Origin of the sequence: Campylobacter armoricus (assembly GCF_013372105.1) — a bacterium.
Lineage (GTDB): Bacteria > Campylobacterota > Campylobacteria > Campylobacterales > Campylobacteraceae > Campylobacter_D > Campylobacter_D armoricus.
The window spans coordinates 1,323,109-1,338,798 of sequence record NZ_CP053825.1 but is presented as its reverse complement, the minus strand read 5'-3'; the positions used below and the strand labels follow the sequence as shown (position 1 = coordinate 1,338,798).

Below are 15,690 nucleotides of genomic sequence, written 5' to 3'. Positions count from 1 at the left end.
CTTAAATTTTAGCCAAAGCTAAAAGGTCGCTTACCTTTTCACATTTTTTAAGATTATCACCATTTATTTGTATATTTAAAACATTTTTAAAAAGTACCATTATAGAAACAAAGGCAAGACTATCCCACTCATCTATATCATCTAAAATCATATCTTCTTTTAATGGTTCATCCATATGCATAGCATCTGCGATTTGTTTTAATAATTCTTCTTTAGTCATTTTTTTCTCCTTTGTAAATTGAAATTATATCTGTTTTAAAATTTTTATCAAAATTTATATAAGCACTTCCATAAGCATATCCAGCTCCAAAAGCACTTAAAATAGCATCAAAATCATTTTTTTGCATTTGACAAAGTAGGGCAGGTATAGAACAAGCACTTAAATTTGCATATTTTTCCATTAAAAAATTTGGAGCTTTTTCTTTGTCTAAATTTAAATCGTTTATTAAATTATCTACTAAGAATTTATTTGATTGATGGAATAAAAAATAATCAATCTCATCTTTATTTTTACCACAAAATTCAAGCATATTTTTAACACCTTGACTTTCTAATTCTAAAGCTTTGTTAAAAATTTCAGCTCCATCCATGTAAAGATTATTTAAAGATCTATATTCATCTATTTTAAAAATATCTTCATTTGTGCTTTTTTTAAGTTTTGAAAAAGCACCATTTGCAATGATAAGTCTATCAAAACCATTGCCATCAGAATAAAGTTCAAAAAAGCTTAAATTCTTTTTATTTTGTATCAAACTAGCACTTACTCCATCTCCAAAAATAGGTGCTAAATTTACATTTAAAGGATTTATACTTTTACTTAAAGTATCTCCACAAAGCAATAAAATATTTTTTATATTTTCATTTTTCATAAAAGAAAAACAAGTAAAAAGTCCATATAAATATCCAGCACAAGCTTGATTTATATCAAAGGCTATGGTTTTTTGATTTAAATTTAATCTTTTGTGCAAATAATTTGCACAAGATGGCATAAAAAAATCAGGAGTTTGAGTAACAAAAATCACCATATCAAGTTCGTTTTTATCAAAATCAAGCATATTAAATAAATTTATACTTGCTTCATAAGCTAAATCCGTAGTGCTAATATCATCATCAGCTATAAATCTTTTTTGCAATCCTGAAATTTTTTTCATTCGTTTTAACAATTTTTCATCATTTTTAAATACATTTACTAAACAATCATCTATATCTATGCATTTTGGTGGCACACATACACTTATGCCAGATATAGTTCCATTTTGAAATTTAGCTTTCAATTACAAGTCCTTCATAAGATATTTTTTCTTCATACATAAGTGCATAATCATCTTTAATATCATTTTTTAAAGAATGCAAAAATTCCAAAAATGGAGTATTTCTTGGTCCTTTTTGAAAATAAAGCTTTATGTTTTTGGTGTTAAAATATTTTTTTAATAATTCTAAAGCCTTAAAAAACATAATCTTTTCTAATTTTCTTCCTAAGGCTCTACAGCTTATACAAAGATCTTTTATTATCAAATCATCATTATTTTTACAAGCTATAAAAATGGCTATTATGCCACTATCGCTTAATTTATCACTCATAGCTATAGTTAAAATAGCATTTTCTTGCATAAAATCTTCACATTCTTTTAAACTCATACGAGAATAATTTGATATAAATTGATTTGTTTTATTTAAAAGTTGGCTTATTCTTTCTAAGCTTTGTTTATTATTTATTTCAAATTTTAAATGAATTTGTAAATTTTCAAAATAATCTTTTTGGCTTAGTTTGTTTAATTCTTGTCTTTGTAAATTTGCTTTTATGTCAGCATTTCTTAGTTCATCTTCTTTGCTTAATTTTGTTTTCAAAAGTCCAGGAAAAAGTTTTAACGCAAAATAACTTTCTTCATTTGCTAATAAGGTTTTTATACCTAAATATCTTACATTTTCAATTTCTGCTATATTATCATCTATAAATAAAACACTATCAAAGCCTATGTTAAAAAATTTTATAACTTCTTTTATATTTTCATCTTTGCTTTGCCAATTTGCTTTTATAAGTGCAAAATCATCTATTTTTAAAGGAAAATCTTTTCTTTTTTCAAATAAATTCTTTACATCTTTTTCATCATTTTTAGAACATATGGCTAGTAAAATTCCTTGATTTTTTAAATTTAAAAGTTCATTTTGTAAATTTTTGTGATTTTGATTTAATTTTAAATTATTTATTCCATCTTCGCCTAAAATTCCATCATATAAGGTATTGTCAAGATCTGTTATAATGGTTTTTAGTTTCGGTTTTAAAAGAGAGGGTATTATGCTAAGGCCTAAAATTTGTGCCAAGCTTATACAAGCTTTATTGCTTAATCTGCTTGCATTTATTTCAAAATTACTTTCATCTATAATTAAATTTTTATCAATAAAAGGCTTTAAAATTTCATAAATATCATATTCTTTTAAAGAAGTTTTGCCTAGTAAAAGTGTTATTATAGGTGCTTTGCTAAGATTTGATAATTCTTGTATTTTTTCTTTTATAAAATCGTCTATATTGTTTTTATAATTGTTTAAATCTAAAAATATGATATTGATTTTTGCGTCTTTATAATTATCAAAATTTAAGCTATCATCATAAGAGCTTATATTAAATTCAGCTTTAAGTTTGCTAAAAGCTAAAAATGCATTTATAATGCTTGATATAACTTCAAAGGAATGATTTCTAAAAACATTTATTTTTATGCTTTGAAAATTATTTTCTTTGCAAAGTTTTATTAAATCATTTCTTTTTAAATTTGGTGAAAAAAGATTCATTGTTTTGTTAATACCACAGCCATAACTATAGCATTTTTAGTCTTTAAGGCTTTTTCTAAAGAATAATTATTTGCCATAAAATATTTACTTTCTTTTATTTTTAATCCTGCTTTATTTAATAAATCTTTTACTTCATCAGGATGAGAAAATAGGTATATGTGATCAATTGAGGGAGCATTGATAGGTATAGTTGCAAAGATTTCCCCGTTATCATTTAATAAATTTTTTACATTTTGCATAAATTCTAAAGGTTTTTCTACATGTTCTAAGACTTCGCCCATCACAACTAAATCAGCTTTATTGTTAAAATCACATTTTGCAAAATCTTTACATATAAACTCATATTTAGCATCAGTTTTTCCAACTTGATTTTCTACCATATCTTTACTCATTTGGCAACTTGTAGGAGATATATCTATACCATAATATTCTTTAAATTTAGCACTTCTTAGAGCTTGAATAAAAAATTCTCCATGTCCTGGGCCTATTTCTAAATAGGTGTTTTTTATATCTTTTTTTTCATTTATAAAATCTACAAAATATCTCCTAACTTCTATATGTGCATTCCATATAAAAGATGATATAGCCAATCCAATCATGTATTGTTTCATATAGTTTTCATTAAAATAAACCTTATCTTTAACTTCAGCTAAGGTGCTATATCTGTATTTACCAAATTCTATAAAATATTTAGTTTCTTCCAAAGTATCATTTAAGATAGTTAGATAACTTTGAGTTTGTTCTTCTAAGCTTATATTTAAAGCATCTTTATAATATATTATAAGTTTTTCTAAATCATTGAATTCTTCATCAGAAAGCTTTAAACTAGCTAAACATTTTTTATGTAATTCGTTTTTTTCTTCTATAAGTTTGAATAATTCTTTTGTATTCTCTAACACAATTTTTCCTTTATGGCATTTAATAAATCATTTTGTGATTTTAAATTTGCTAATTCTTCTTTATTAAATTTTATTTCAAATTCTTCCTCTAGGCTCATGATTATATCTATATGAGCTAAAGAAGTCCAGTTTTTACAATTATCCATACTTAAATTTGAATTTTCATCAACTTTTACTTCTAAAATATTTCCTAAAATTTCATAGAATTTATTTTTCATAATTTTTATAAGCCTTTTTTTGAAATTATTGATGTATAATCGTCATAATATAATTTTTTTTTAATCCTTAAGAAAGAGTATTGTATGAAAAAAAACGAATTTTTAAATGCAATTGAAGAGATTTTAAGTATTCCAAAAAATACTTTATTAGAAGATGATATTCTTGAAAACTTTCAAGATTGGGATAGTATTGCTTTTTTTGAATTAAGTGTTTTTATTGATAGAGAATTTAATCTTAAAATCAAACCCGAGGATATTAAAAAATTTATCTATGTTAGAGATATATTAAATTCGGTAGGTTTTAATGACAATTACTAATGCAAAAATATCTTATATATGCGGTATATTACCTTCGTATAAAATAAACAATTACGATAATAAATTATTTGATGATAGGGTGAAAAATAGAATCATTAAATCATCAGGGGTGGAAAATAGGTATGTTTTAAATCGAAAAAATGATGAATCAATATTGAGTTTATTTATAAAAGCAGGACAACATGTAATAGATGCACTATCTTGGGATAAAAACTCCATCAAAGGTATTATAGTTGTCTCTCAAACCCATGAATATAGATTTCCAGTTACGGCAGCGCTTTTACAAGATAAATTGGGTATCCATAATAATTGTTTTGCTTATGATATTGCAATGGGATGTTCTGGATATACTTACGGTTTGTTTAGCGCAATGAGTCATATTAACTCAACTAATAATAGAATTTTGTTATTTGTAGGTGATGCAATGAATGATTTTGTTTATCCTAAAAATAAATCAGTTGCATTTTTATTTAGCGATGGTGCTAGTTGTACTGCGTTAGAATATTCAAAAAATGAAAATTACAAGAATACATTTATGTTTGAAACATTTGGCAATAAAAGTCAATTGATTATAGCAAAAGATGGAGGAAATAAAAATCCTATAAATTCCTCTTCATTTGAAGAATTTATTGATGATGATGGAAATATGAATATTGCGGCTTGTATGCAAATGAAAGGAATAGAACTTTTTGATTTTATGTGCAATATTGTTCCTATTAGTATTTTAAATTTTATGAAAAGCAATGGTTTTAAAATTGCAGACACTGAAAAATTTTTTTTACACCAGGCTAATATTTTTGCATTGAAAGAAATTGCACGAAAACTTGATATCGTGGATAATATAGAAGAGTTGATGCCTATAAATATTCATAAATATGGAAATACTAGTTGTGCGTCAATTCCTATTTTAATGTCAGAGCAAGGAGAAATAAATTCTAGAAATGTTTTGTTGTCAGGATTTGGTGTTGGAATTTCAATATGTTCTTTGTATATTGCAAAATTAGAATGCTCTACAGAATTATTGTTTTATTAAGAAGTTATCAAACATATATATACTGATGATTTTTAAAGGATTCTAGGGTTGAATTAAAAATTTGTTTTATATTGGATATAAAAATATTATCTCCTCCGAAGGAGATATTTTTATAGTTTTGCGTTGAAATTAAAAAATTCTTTATTTTAGTTGTATCTGGATATAAATTTTCTTTTCTAACATAAAAATTTATGGATTTTTTATATATTTGTCTGTTTTCATCTATTACCAGCCCTTTAAATATTTTATTATACCTATAATAAATTCCAAAATATTCCTCAGGATAATGAAAATAAGTAAAAGATAAGGTATCTCCAAAGTTTATTAATTTTCCATTTTCTTGTGTTAAAATTTCATATACACAATTTTCTCCAAAGCAACTTTTTGTATCTTTTAAAAATAAATCTTGTTTAGCACCTTTTATAGCAAAAGAAAATATAGGATCATTTGTGCGTTTTACCCCCCCCCGTTTGCGAAAATATTCATTTAAAGCACCCATTTTTGTAGGAGAGTTTAATTTATCATAAACTTCATTTTTACAAAAACTATAAGTAAAAGTCGGCATTATAAGTGTTCCTTCTTTTCCTATGACTTCAAAAAAACAATCAATTATAGTTTGTAAAAATTCATTTCTAGGAAGTAAAGGTATGCCAAAGTTGAATAATTCAGTATGCACACATAAAATATCACCTTTTTTAATGCCTAAATTTTCAAAAGCTTTTATTAAATCAAAATTTGAGTATTTTTTATTATTGTGCTCTAAAAAGTATTTCATATTATAAGCTCATTTTCTTTTAATTTTTCTATTAATTCTTTTATTTCATAAGCTTGTAAATTTAATTTATCAGCTATATCCAAAATATCATTTTTTCCATCACAATAAGCCAAAAAATTACAAGATAATGGAATTTTATTGGTTGATGAAGTGTTTATAGTATGATATAACCCTCTTTTTCCTAAATTTGGCTCACAAAAGATTGTATTTTTATAAATTTCATTGATTTCTAAATTCATTATAATTTCTTGCATAGCTTTTAAACCGCCTTGCAAACCTTTTTCACTTATGAAATTTAAATCATCTTTACTAGTGTGATATTCTTTATAATCACCAAATCTACTTCTGCAAATGCATACTACAGGTAAATTTACTAAAGGTGAGCAGTATTGTCTTTCATCTGATCCTCTGTCTATAAATGAAAATCTTTTAAAATTTTCTTTATTTTTTAAAGTATAGAGTGCTACTTTATCAGCTAGAGTATTTTCACTTGGGGAATGGATCAAAGAATAAGCATTATCATCACCTATGCAAGATAATACAAATCCAGCTTTTACATATTTTTGTAAATGATTTAAATTTTTATTTATATATACTATAGAGCCTATAGTTTCAGGAATTATCACGAAACGATAATTATATTTTCTTTCTTTTTGTTCTAAAAGCCATTTTGCTAAAAATGTAGCTACTATAGGCCCACTTAATTCATTATTTGCCATTGATGGATGACAAAGATAAGTAGAGATTAGAATTTCTTCTTTATTGTTTTGTGTGCTAGGTATTATAAAATCAGCATAGTTTAAAATCCCATCAAAATGTTTTGCATCTATAAAAACTTTATATTTTCCATTTTTAAGTTTTTCTCTTTTTTCATGTTCTATACAAAAGCCCCATCTTTTTTTATAATAGCTTGTTATATAAGGTATGGCATCTGGATAATCTTCTATGGAGTATAAATACTCTTGCAATTCATCTAGTGAAATTTCATCATTTATACCTTCGCTATAATTTAATACATGTAAATTATTTTTTTTAAAATCGCAAATTTTTTCTCCATCTGGAGTTATGATATAAGCATCATTTATTTGCCATTCTTGTGGCACTACCCAATCATATACTTTAGTCCCACTTTTTATGGAGTGAATTTTTAAAATACCCCCCCCCATAGCATCATCAAGTATTTTTAAACTAGCTCTAAAACCAACTCCTGTAATACTTCTGCAAATTGGAAAAAGTTTTTTAGCTAACTCATACATGCTTAATTCATGCATTACAATCCTTTTTAGAATTTTCTAAAATTTTAAATAAATTTTCTTTTATAAAATTTGCATCTTTTAAGCTCATTTCTTGATGGCATGGTATGCTAAGTTCAGCTTTATAAAAATTATCAGCATTTTCTAAAAAGATATTTTTGTATAAATTTTTATAAAAACTAAATTCATAAGTTGGTTTATAATGCACTTGCACACCTATACCCAAATCTAATAATTTTTGAAAAATTATTTCTTTTTGACAATAAAACTCAGGATAAAGCAATATAGGATATAAATGTCTTGAGCTTTTTTTATAATCTTTGATTTTTATAGTAGAAAAATATGGATTTTTTGCAAATTCTTTATCGTAAAAACTTGCTATTTGTTCTCTTTTTTCCAGCATTTGATCGAGTTTTTTAAGTTGATTTATACCTAAAGCACAAGCTACATCGCTTAAACGATAGTTATACCCTAAATCACACATATCACTATCCCATAGTCTTTTTTTATAAATTCCATGAGATCTTAGTAATTTTATTTTTTCTATCAAATTTTTATCATTGCTAACTACAGCACCACCTTCAAAAGTAGTGATGGGTTTTACAGGATGAAAAGAAAAAATGCTTAAATCAGCCTTGCTTCCCACTTTTCCATTTTTATAAATACTTCCTAAAGCATGACTTGCATCATCTATTAAAGCTATGTTATATTTTTTACAAAGACTTAAAATCTCATCCATTTCTACGCTGTTGCCAGCATAATCAACAACGCAAATTGCACCTATATTTTTGCTATCTTGTTTTAATCTTTGTTCTAATTTTTTTTCATCTATATTTCCATCACTTTTTACATCTATAAATTCTACTTTTGCACCGGCCATTAAAGCAGTATTTGCAGTAGCAGCAAAAGTTATAGGAGTAGTTAAAACAATTTTTTCTTTAACATCTAAGCTTAAATATGCAAGATGAAGTGCTGAGGTAGCTGAATTTAAAACGCAAGCATATTTTACTCCGACATATTCGCAAAGTGCTTGTTCGAATTCTTCTACTTTTTTCCCACCTGTTAAAATTTCATCTTTTAAAGCATTTATAACAGCTTCTATATCGCTTTGATCTATATTTTGATGAGAATAAGTTATCATTTTTCAAGCTCTGTGTGATTGATTATATCTAAAAGTTCTTCTTTACTAACCCATTTTGTGTTATTATCAGAGCTGTATGAAAAACCATCTTGGACTTTTTTGCCTTTTTCTTTTTTAGCATTTATACTAAAATCAACATCTATGGTGTTAAATTGAATACTTGGACTAATTGCATAATAATTTTTAAATTCATAAGTTAAATGACTATCATCACTTGAAATCATTATTTCATGGAGTTTTTCACCCGCTCTTATGCCTATGATTTTATGTTTTAAATTTGGAGCCATAGTTTTAGCTAAATCAACAATTTTCATAGATGGAATTTTAGGTACAAAAACTTCCCCTCCGTGCATAATTTCAAAATTATTTAATACAAAATTTACCCCATCTTCTAAAGATATCCAAAATCTAGTCATTCTTTCATCTGTTATAGGAAGCTCTTTTGCCCCATGTTCTATTAGCTTTTTAAAAAATGGCACCACTGAACCTCTTGAGCCTACTACATTTCCATATCTTGCTACACTAAATTTAGTATGAGATGATCCTGCTATATTATTTGCTGCTACAAAAAGTTTATCACTTGCTAATTTTGTAGCTCCATATAAATTAATAGGATTACAAGCTTTATCAGTTGAAAGAGCTATACATTTTTCGACATTATTTTCTAAACATGCATCAATTACATTTTGAGCACCATTTATATTGGTTTTTATGCATTCCATGGGATTATATTCTGCAATTGGCACATGCTTCATAGCAGCAGCATGGATTACAAAATCCACATCTTTCATAGCTACATTTAATCTTTCTTTATCTCTTACATCGCCTATAAAATAACGCATACAAATATCGTTAAATTCTCTTGCCATTTCAAATTGCTTGAGTTCATCGCGTGAATAGATGATGATTTTTTTAGGTTTGTATTTTTGAAGTAATGTTTTAGTATAAGTTTTTCCAAAACTTCCTGTGCCACCAGTGATTAAAATGTTTTTTCCATTAAACATACTTGTTTCCTAATATTTGATAACCTTTTTATATCGTCTAAAAATAAAACTATTTTAAAATTCTTGGCAAAGTTATACCTGTTTGGGCTTGATATTTACCTTTTTTGTCTGCATATGTTACATCACAAGTCTCATCTCCTTGCAAAAATAAGACCTGTGCTATACCTTCATTGGCATAAATTTTTGCAGGAAGTGGAGTGGTATTTGAAATTTCTATAGTGATATGTCCTTCAAAGCCTGGTTCAAAAGGGGTTACATTAACTATAATTCCACATCTTGCATAAGTGCTTTTTCCAAGACAAATAGCTAAAACATCATTTGGCATTTTAAAATACTCAACTGTTCTTGCAAGTGCAAAAGAATTTGCTGGAACTATACACACATCACCTACAAAATCCACTACATTTTCTTCTACGAAATTTTTAGGATCTACTACAGTGGAATTTACATTAGTAAAAATTTTAAACTCTCTCCCAACTCTTATATCATAACCATAGCTTGAAAGCCCATAACTAACTATACCTTTACCTATATTTGCTTCACAAAATGGTTCTATCATATTATGCTCTAGTGCCATTTTTTTGATCCAATTATCTGCTTTTAAGCCCATTTTTGTCCTTTATAATTAAAGTGAATTTTTAAATTATATCTTAAAATAAAAGTAAAAAATAAATAATTGAAGTTATTTTTAATATTTTTATATATAATTATAAATTAAGTCTTATAAATAAGGAGAATATATGATAAAAGAAGAAATCAAAGAATTAATGCAACTTTTTGCAGAAGCGAATATAAGCAAGATTAAAATAAAAGAACAAGATGGATTTGAAATAGAGCTTGAAAAAGATTTGTGTTGTGAATTACCAGCTCCAGCCCCTGTTACTCCAGCTCCACAACCAATCAATGTAAATGTAGTCAATGAAACCAAAGCAAGCTCAAACTCTTCTAATAAACCAACTATAAATAGTCCTATGGTAGGGACTTTTTATCAAGCTCCAAGTCCGGGTGCAGCACCTTTTGCTAAAGCAGGACAAACTATTAAAAAAGGAAGTACTATAGCGATTATTGAGGCAATGAAAATTATGAATGAAATTGAAGCTGAATATGATTGTAGGATAGTAGAAGTATTAGTAGCAGATGGTCAGCCTGTAGAATTTGGTATGCCTTTATTTGTGGTGGAGAAATTATAAAATGGAAATTAAAAGAGTTTTAATTGCAAATCGTGGCGAAATTGCACTAAGAGCTTTAAGAACTATTAAAGAAATGGGAAAAAAGGCAATTTGTGTGTATTCTACCGCAGATAAAGATGCTTTATATTTAAAATATGCTGACGCAAGTATTTGTATAGGAAATGCAAGAAGTTCAGAAAGCTATTTAAATATTCCAGCGATTATAAGTGCAGCTGAAATAAGCGAAGCTGATGCGATTTTCCCAGGATATGGATTTTTAAGTGAAAATCAAAATTTTGTAGAAATTTGTGCTAAACACAATATCAAATTTATAGGTCCTTCAGTAGCTGCTATGGCACTAATGAGTGATAAAAGTAAAGCAAAACAAGTAATGCAAAGAGCGGGTGTGCCTGTGATTCCAGGAAGTGATGGGGCTTTAAATGGAGTTGAAGCAGCAAAAAAACTTGCTAAAGAAATAGGCTATCCGGTGATTTTAAAAGCAGCAGCGGGTGGTGGTGGCCGTGGTATGCGAGTGGTTGAAGATGAAAAAGATTTAGAAAAAGCTTATTGGTCGGCTGAAAGTGAAGCTATGAGTGCTTTTGGTGATGGAACTATGTATATGGAAAAATATATCCAAAATCCACGCCATATAGAAGTGCAAATTGTAGGAGATAGTTTTGGCAATGTGATTCATTTAGGTGAGAGAGATTGCTCTATGCAAAGACGCCATCAAAAGCTTATAGAAGAATCTCCTGCAATTTTACTAGATGAAAAAACAAGAGCAAGGCTTCATGAAACAGCAGTAAAAGCTGCTAAGGCTATTGATTATGAGGGTGCAGGGACTTTTGAGTTTTTGGTAGATAAAAATTTAGATTTTTATTTTATTGAGATGAATACGCGCTTACAAGTTGAGCATTGCGTGAGTGAAATGGTTAGTGGGGTAGATATTATCGAGCTTATGATTAAAGTAGCTGAAGGTTATCCTTTACCAAAACAAGAAGAAATTAAACTTAAAGGTCATTCTATAGAATGTAGAATTACAGCTGAAGATTCTAAAACTTTCTTGCCTTGTCCAGGTAAAATTACAAAATATGTAGCACCAGCAGGACGCAATGTAAGAATGGAAAGCCATTGTTATCAAGATTATAGTGTACCTCCTTATTATGATTCTATGATAGGAAAATTAGTTGTTTGGGGAGAGGATAGAAACACGGCTATAGCAAAAATGAAAATTGCCTTACAAGAGCTTATTATAGGTGGAATTAAAACAACAAAAGATTTTCATTTAGCTATGATGGATAATGCAGATTTTATCAACAATAATTATGATACAAATTATCTTTCAAGACATTAATTAAGATAGGTTTTACCTATCTTAATTCTTCTATATGAGCGTTTGCTCTAATTTTATCAAGATGGTTTTTTAAAGCTTGTTCTTTTTGATTTATTGTATAAGCATTGGTGATTTGATCTTTAATTAGATTAAATTCGATTGGATTTTTTCCATATTTTTCTTTTATAAAATATGTTATATAGGTATTTTCACCATTTAATACAGGAGTAAATCCGCCTATTTTTGTATTATTAAGCAAAGCTAACAATCTTGGATCTAAATTTGCCGCATTTAGACTAATGGCTTTTGATTTAATTTGAGAATTTTTATACATAGGATTTTGTGTAAGTTGTTGTAAAAGTTCTGGATTTGTAGAATTATAAACAACTAAGTCTATATTAGAAAAGGTGCTGAATTTATCAAGATTATTTTCATAAAAATGTTTTAGTGTTTCATCGTCGATATTGATTTTTGCATTTTGCATTATACTTCTATAAAGTTTTTCTCTTTCTAAATCTTTTCTAACTTTATTTTTAAATACTTCAAAACTCAAACCATCTTTTTCTATTTTTGTTTGCAGACCATTAATATCAGTATTATTACCTTTTGCAATTTGTGCTAGCTTTTCATTGAGCTCAAAAGTACTTATATAAATTCCTAACTTTTTGGCTTCGCTTTGTTGAATCTTATCATCTACCAAAAAAGCAATAGCTTTTTGTTTATCATTAGTTTTTAATTCTTTCATGGTTTGTTCTATATCATAAAGGGTGATAGGCTGATTTTCTACTATCATTGCTACTCCACCAAGAGATTGTGCGTATAAAATGTTTGCAGCAAAACAACAAGATATTAAAAATTTTCTCATTTTGAAACCTTTATTTAAGTGTAAATATAGCATTATAACAATAAAAATTTAAAAAAGGTAAAAATATGCAAGAAATTACTACGCGTTTTGCTCCTTCCCCAACTGGATATTTACATATAGGAGGACTTAGAACGGCTTTATATAATTATCTTTATGCAAGAAAAAATAAGGGTAAATTTTTACTGCGTATTGAAGATACGGATTTGAAAAGAAATTCACAAGAAGCTACGCAAGCTATTATAGAAGCATTTAAATGGTGTGGGCTTGATTATGATGGGACGATAGAGTATCAATCCCAAAGATTTGATATTTATAAAAAATATATTCAAAAATTACTTGATGAGGGTAAGGCTTATTATTGTTATATGAGTAAAGAAGAGCTTGATGAGCTAAGAGCTAAGCAAGAAGCAGCTAAAGAGCGTCCAAAATATGATGGTAGATACAGGGAATTTAAAGGAACACCACCAAGTGGTATAGAGCCTGTAGTGCGTATAAAAGCTCCTCAAAGTGGAGAGATTAAATTTATAGATGGTATTAAAGGTGAAGTTAGCTTTAAGGCTGAAGATATTTTAGATGATTTTGTAATCGCAAGAAGTGATGGTAGTCCTATTTATAATCTAACCGTTGTAATTGATGATGCACTAATGGGTGTGAGTGATGTTATAAGAGGAGATGATCATTTATCAAATACTCCAAAACAAATCGTACTTTATGAAGCACTTGGCTTTAAAATTCCTAAATTTTATCATGTGGCTATGATACATGGTGAAGATGGCAAAAAACTTTCTAAGCGTCATGGAGCTACTGATGTGATGGAATATAAAAATATGGGGATTTTACCTCAAGCTTTGTTAAATTTTTTAGTAAGACTTGGATGGAGTCATGGAGATGATGAGATTTTTTCTTTAGAGAAAATGCAAGAACTTTTTAATCCAAATCATATTAATAAAAGTGCATCTTGTTATAATTTTAAAAAGTTAGAATGGCTTAATACTCATTATATTAAAACTTTATCTTTTGAGGAAATTAATAGACAATTAAAAGATTTAAATTTTGATTTGAGTAAATTTGAAAAAGCAGGTTTTTTACTTGATATGTTAAGAGAGAGAGCTAAAACCTTGCATGACATAATCAATGGAGCAAAAGTGTTACTAAATGACCCAAAAGAATATGATCAAAAGGCTATAGATAAATTTATTAATGAAACAAATTTAACTTATTTGAAAAAATACGCTATGGTTTTGAATGAGCAAAAAGTTGCTTGTGAATTTGAAGAATTAACCAACCAATTCTTAGAAGAAAATAATCTTAAATTAAAAGATCTAGCTCAAGCTATACGCATTGCACTCACTGGAAGTTCTGTAAGTCCTAGTATATTTGAAGTGTTAGAATTTTTAGGAGTGCAAAAGGCTAAACTTAGGATAGAAAATTTACTAAATTACATGAAGGGGAAATAATGAATTTAAAAGATGAAGCTTTGGAATATCACTTAGGTGGTAAAGTTGATATTATAGCTAGAAAACCTATGAGCAGTGCTCATGATTTATCTTTGGCTTATTCACCAGGTGTAGCAGAGCCATGTTTAGAAATTGCTAAAGATGAAACTTTAGCATATAAATACACTAATAAAGCAAATTTAGTTGCTATAGTTAGTGATGGGAGTGCGGTTTTAGGACTTGGAAATATAGGAGCAAGTGCGAGTAAGCCTGTTATGGAGGGAAAGGCTTGTTTATTTAAAAAATTTGCTAATGTTAATGCCTATGATTTGGAAATAAATGTGCATAGTATAGATGAGATTGTTACTTTTTGTAAGGCTATAGCACCTACTTTTGGTGGAATAAATTTAGAAGATATATCAGCACCAAAGTGTTTTGAAATAGAAGCTGCTTTGCAAGATCTTGGAATTCCTGTAATGCATGATGATCAACATGGCACAGCAATTATTTCTACAGCAGGACTTATGAATGCTATGGAAATTAGTGGTAAAAGATTTGAAGATATTAAAGTGGTAGTAAGTGGTGCGGGTGCAGCAGGTATTGCAAGTGCTAGAATGTATAGAAATCTAGGTGTAAAAAATATCATTTTAGTAGATAGTAAAGGTGTGATTAATACCCAAAGAGATGATTTAAACAAATATAAATTGGAATTTGTAAGTGATACTAAAGATAGCACTTTAAGAGAAGCCTTAAAAGGAGCTGATGTATTTTTAGGATTAAGTGCACCTAAAATTTTAGACGATGAGATGGTTTTATCTATGGCTAAAGATCCTGTCATTTTTGCTTTAGCTAATCCAGTACCCGAAGTAATGCCTGAAGATGTAAAAAGAGTAAGAAGTGATGCTATAGTTGGAACTGGGAGAAGCGATTATCCAAATCAAATTAACAATGTTTTAGGTTTTCCATTTATTTTTAGAGGTGCTTTAGATGTTAAAGCAACTAAAATCACCGAAAATATGAAAATAGCTGCAGCTAAAGCTTTGGCAGATTTAGCCAAACTTGAAGTTACTGATGAGGTAAAACAAGCTTATGGAGTAGAAGAGCTTAGTTTTGGCAGAGATTATGTAATACCAAAGCCATTTGATAGTAGGGTAAAAGCTGTTGTAAGTGCTGCTGTGGCAAAAGCTGCAGTTGAAGATGGTGTGGCTTTAGCAAAAGAATTTGATTATCAAAAATATCTAACAAGTTTGCAATAATTTTATATGATAAGTTTTATTTAAAAAATATTTTTTAAATAAAACTTGATTAATTTTTAGTTCCATAAACTTTCTTCTCTTCTAATCTTTAGATTAGTTATATTCAATGATTAGAATAATTTTTCATAACAAATGACAAATTTTGATATAAATTTTAGTATTGATAATATTTTTAATTAAATTAATTTATATTTAAGATATTT

At 27.8% G+C, this 15,690-nt stretch carries 17 protein-coding genes; 6 read left to right on the top strand and 11 right to left on the bottom strand.

Translation table 11 applies throughout. The features are described 5' to 3' along the window. Nucleotide 1: 1 nt before the first annotated feature. From CARM_RS06825 to CARM_RS06805, 5 genes are read right to left on the bottom strand one after another with little or no spacing between them, the layout of a single operon-like run. Complete coding sequence (locus tag CARM_RS06825; protein ID WP_139426872.1) at nt 2-220, bottom strand: phosphopantetheine-binding protein; 219 nt, start codon at nt 218-220, stop codon at nt 2-4. Next, a complete protein-coding gene (locus CARM_RS06820) occupies nt 213-1,274 on the bottom strand; it encodes a beta-ketoacyl-ACP synthase III (RefSeq protein WP_139426870.1) in 1,062 nt (353 codons plus the stop codon). The genes CARM_RS06825 and CARM_RS06820 overlap by 8 nt, the downstream gene beginning before the upstream one ends. After that, complete coding sequence (locus tag CARM_RS06815) at nt 1,264-2,787, bottom strand: HAD-IIIC family phosphatase (RefSeq protein WP_139426868.1); 1,524 nt, start codon at nt 2,785-2,787, stop codon at nt 1,264-1,266. Before CARM_RS06815 ends, CARM_RS06820 begins: the two co-directional genes overlap by 11 nt. Then, nucleotides 2,784-3,686, bottom strand: a complete 903-nt coding sequence (locus CARM_RS06810) for a class I SAM-dependent methyltransferase (protein ID WP_139426866.1) — start codon at nt 3,684-3,686, stop codon at nt 2,784-2,786. Before CARM_RS06810 ends, CARM_RS06815 begins: the two co-directional genes overlap by 4 nt. Further along, a complete protein-coding gene (locus CARM_RS06805; RefSeq protein WP_139426864.1) occupies nt 3,680-3,904 on the bottom strand; it encodes an acyl carrier protein in 225 nt (74 codons plus the stop codon). Before CARM_RS06805 ends, CARM_RS06810 begins: the two co-directional genes overlap by 7 nt. An 84-nt stretch (nt 3,905-3,988) precedes the next feature. Between CARM_RS06805 and CARM_RS06800 the strand changes: the two genes are divergently transcribed. Together CARM_RS06800 and CARM_RS06795 are read left to right on the top strand one after the other, a co-directional pair. Beyond that, entirely contained in the window at nt 3,989-4,222 is a 234-nt protein-coding gene (locus CARM_RS06800; RefSeq protein ID WP_139426862.1) for an acyl carrier protein, read from the top strand. Then, nucleotides 4,209-5,255 (top strand): ketoacyl-ACP synthase III, encoded by a 1,047-nt coding sequence (locus tag CARM_RS06795; RefSeq protein WP_139426860.1) that lies wholly within the window; start codon nt 4,209-4,211, stop codon nt 5,253-5,255. Before CARM_RS06800 ends, CARM_RS06795 begins: the two co-directional genes overlap by 14 nt. Before the next feature lie 7 nt (nt 5,256-5,262). Here the strand turns inward: CARM_RS06795 and CARM_RS06790 are convergent, their stop codons facing one another. The 5 genes from CARM_RS06790 to dcd are packed head-to-tail and all read right to left on the bottom strand — an operon-like array spanning nt 5,263 to nt 10,038. Next, nucleotides 5,263-6,030: an AAC(3) family N-acetyltransferase gene (locus CARM_RS06790; RefSeq protein WP_139426858.1), complete on the bottom strand. Its 768-nt coding sequence runs from the start codon at nt 6,028-6,030 to the stop codon at nt 5,263-5,265. Then, nucleotides 6,027-7,301 (bottom strand): DUF4910 domain-containing protein, encoded by a 1,275-nt coding sequence (locus tag CARM_RS06785; RefSeq protein ID WP_139426856.1) that lies wholly within the window; start codon nt 7,299-7,301, stop codon nt 6,027-6,029. The genes CARM_RS06790 and CARM_RS06785 overlap by 4 nt, the downstream gene beginning before the upstream one ends. Then, entirely contained in the window at nt 7,294-8,424 is a 1,131-nt protein-coding gene (gene pseC / locus CARM_RS06780; protein WP_139426854.1) for a UDP-4-amino-4,6-dideoxy-N-acetyl-beta-L-altrosamine transaminase, read from the bottom strand. The genes CARM_RS06785 and pseC overlap by 8 nt, the downstream gene beginning before the upstream one ends. Beyond that, a complete protein-coding gene (gene pseB / locus CARM_RS06775; RefSeq protein ID WP_139426852.1) occupies nt 8,421-9,428 on the bottom strand; it encodes a UDP-N-acetylglucosamine 4,6-dehydratase (inverting) in 1,008 nt (335 codons plus the stop codon). Before pseB ends, pseC begins: the two co-directional genes overlap by 4 nt. A 49-nt stretch (nt 9,429-9,477) precedes the next feature. Further along, nucleotides 9,478-10,038 (bottom strand): dCTP deaminase, encoded by a 561-nt coding sequence (dcd, locus tag CARM_RS06770; RefSeq protein WP_139426850.1) that lies wholly within the window; start codon nt 10,036-10,038, stop codon nt 9,478-9,480. Nucleotides 10,039-10,168: 130 nt separating this feature from the next. Here dcd and accB point away from each other — a divergent pair, with 130 nt between their 5' ends. Both accB and CARM_RS06760 read left to right on the top strand, forming a co-directional pair. Beyond that, complete coding sequence (accB, locus tag CARM_RS06765) at nt 10,169-10,618, top strand: acetyl-CoA carboxylase biotin carboxyl carrier protein (protein WP_139426848.1); 450 nt, start codon at nt 10,169-10,171, stop codon at nt 10,616-10,618. Nucleotide 10,619: 1 nt separating this feature from the next. After that, nucleotides 10,620-11,951, top strand: coding sequence for an acetyl-CoA carboxylase biotin carboxylase subunit (locus tag CARM_RS06760; protein WP_139426845.1), 1,332 nt, complete (start codon nt 10,620-10,622; stop codon nt 11,949-11,951). Nucleotides 11,952-11,967: 16 nt separating this feature from the next. Here CARM_RS06760 and CARM_RS06755 read toward each other — a convergent pair whose 3' ends face one another. Continuing rightward, nucleotides 11,968-12,795, bottom strand: a complete 828-nt coding sequence (locus CARM_RS06755) for a peptidylprolyl isomerase (RefSeq protein WP_161593813.1) — start codon at nt 12,793-12,795, stop codon at nt 11,968-11,970. 65 nt (nt 12,796-12,860) lie between these two features. Between CARM_RS06755 and gltX the strand changes: the two genes are divergently transcribed. Together gltX and CARM_RS06745 are read left to right on the top strand one after the other, a co-directional pair. Further along, entirely contained in the window at nt 12,861-14,252 is a 1,392-nt protein-coding gene (gene gltX, locus CARM_RS06750) for a glutamate--tRNA ligase (RefSeq protein ID WP_139426841.1), read from the top strand. After that, nucleotides 14,252-15,487 carry a malic enzyme-like NAD(P)-binding protein gene (locus CARM_RS06745; protein ID WP_139426839.1) on the top strand — a complete coding sequence of 412 codons (1,236 nt, stop codon included), beginning with the start codon at nt 14,252-14,254 and terminating at the stop codon, nt 15,485-15,487. Before gltX ends, CARM_RS06745 begins: the two co-directional genes overlap by 1 nt. Nucleotides 15,488-15,690: the final 203 nt, after the last annotated feature.

Bases quoted from the DNA above. Each gene is read 5' to 3' on its own strand.
- CARM_RS06825 (WP_139426872.1), bottom strand. From the start codon at position 220: ATGACTAAAGAAGAATTATTAAAACAAATCGCAGATGCTATGCATATG.
- CARM_RS06815 (WP_139426868.1), bottom strand. From the start codon at position 2,787: ATGAATCTTTTTTCACCAAATTTAAAAAGAAATGATTTAATAAAACTT.
- CARM_RS06805 (WP_139426864.1), bottom strand. From the start codon at position 3,904: ATGAAAAATAAATTCTATGAAATTTTAGGAAATATTTTAGAAGTAAAA.
- CARM_RS06800 (WP_139426862.1), top strand. From the start codon at position 3,989: ATGAAAAAAAACGAATTTTTAAATGCAATTGAAGAGATTTTAAGTATT.
- CARM_RS06795 (WP_139426860.1), top strand. From the start codon at position 4,209: ATGACAATTACTAATGCAAAAATATCTTATATATGCGGTATATTACCT.
- CARM_RS06790 (WP_139426858.1), bottom strand. From the start codon at position 6,030: ATGAAATACTTTTTAGAGCACAATAATAAAAAATACTCAAATTTTGAT.
- CARM_RS06785 (WP_139426856.1), bottom strand. From the start codon at position 7,301: ATGCATGAATTAAGCATGTATGAGTTAGCTAAAAAACTTTTTCCAATT.
- pseC (WP_139426854.1), bottom strand. From the start codon at position 8,424: ATGATAACTTATTCTCATCAAAATATAGATCAAAGCGATATAGAAGCT.
- pseB (WP_139426852.1), bottom strand. From the start codon at position 9,428: ATGTTTAATGGAAAAAACATTTTAATCACTGGTGGCACAGGAAGTTTT.
- dcd (WP_139426850.1), bottom strand. From the start codon at position 10,038: ATGGGCTTAAAAGCAGATAATTGGATCAAAAAAATGGCACTAGAGCAT.
- accB (WP_139426848.1), top strand. From the start codon at position 10,169: ATGATAAAAGAAGAAATCAAAGAATTAATGCAACTTTTTGCAGAAGCG.
- CARM_RS06760 (WP_139426845.1), top strand. From the start codon at position 10,620: ATGGAAATTAAAAGAGTTTTAATTGCAAATCGTGGCGAAATTGCACTA.
- CARM_RS06755 (WP_161593813.1), bottom strand. From the start codon at position 12,795: ATGAGAAAATTTTTAATATCTTGTTGTTTTGCTGCAAACATTTTATAC.
- gltX (WP_139426841.1), top strand. From the start codon at position 12,861: ATGCAAGAAATTACTACGCGTTTTGCTCCTTCCCCAACTGGATATTTA.
- CARM_RS06745 (WP_139426839.1), top strand. From the start codon at position 14,252: ATGAATTTAAAAGATGAAGCTTTGGAATATCACTTAGGTGGTAAAGTT.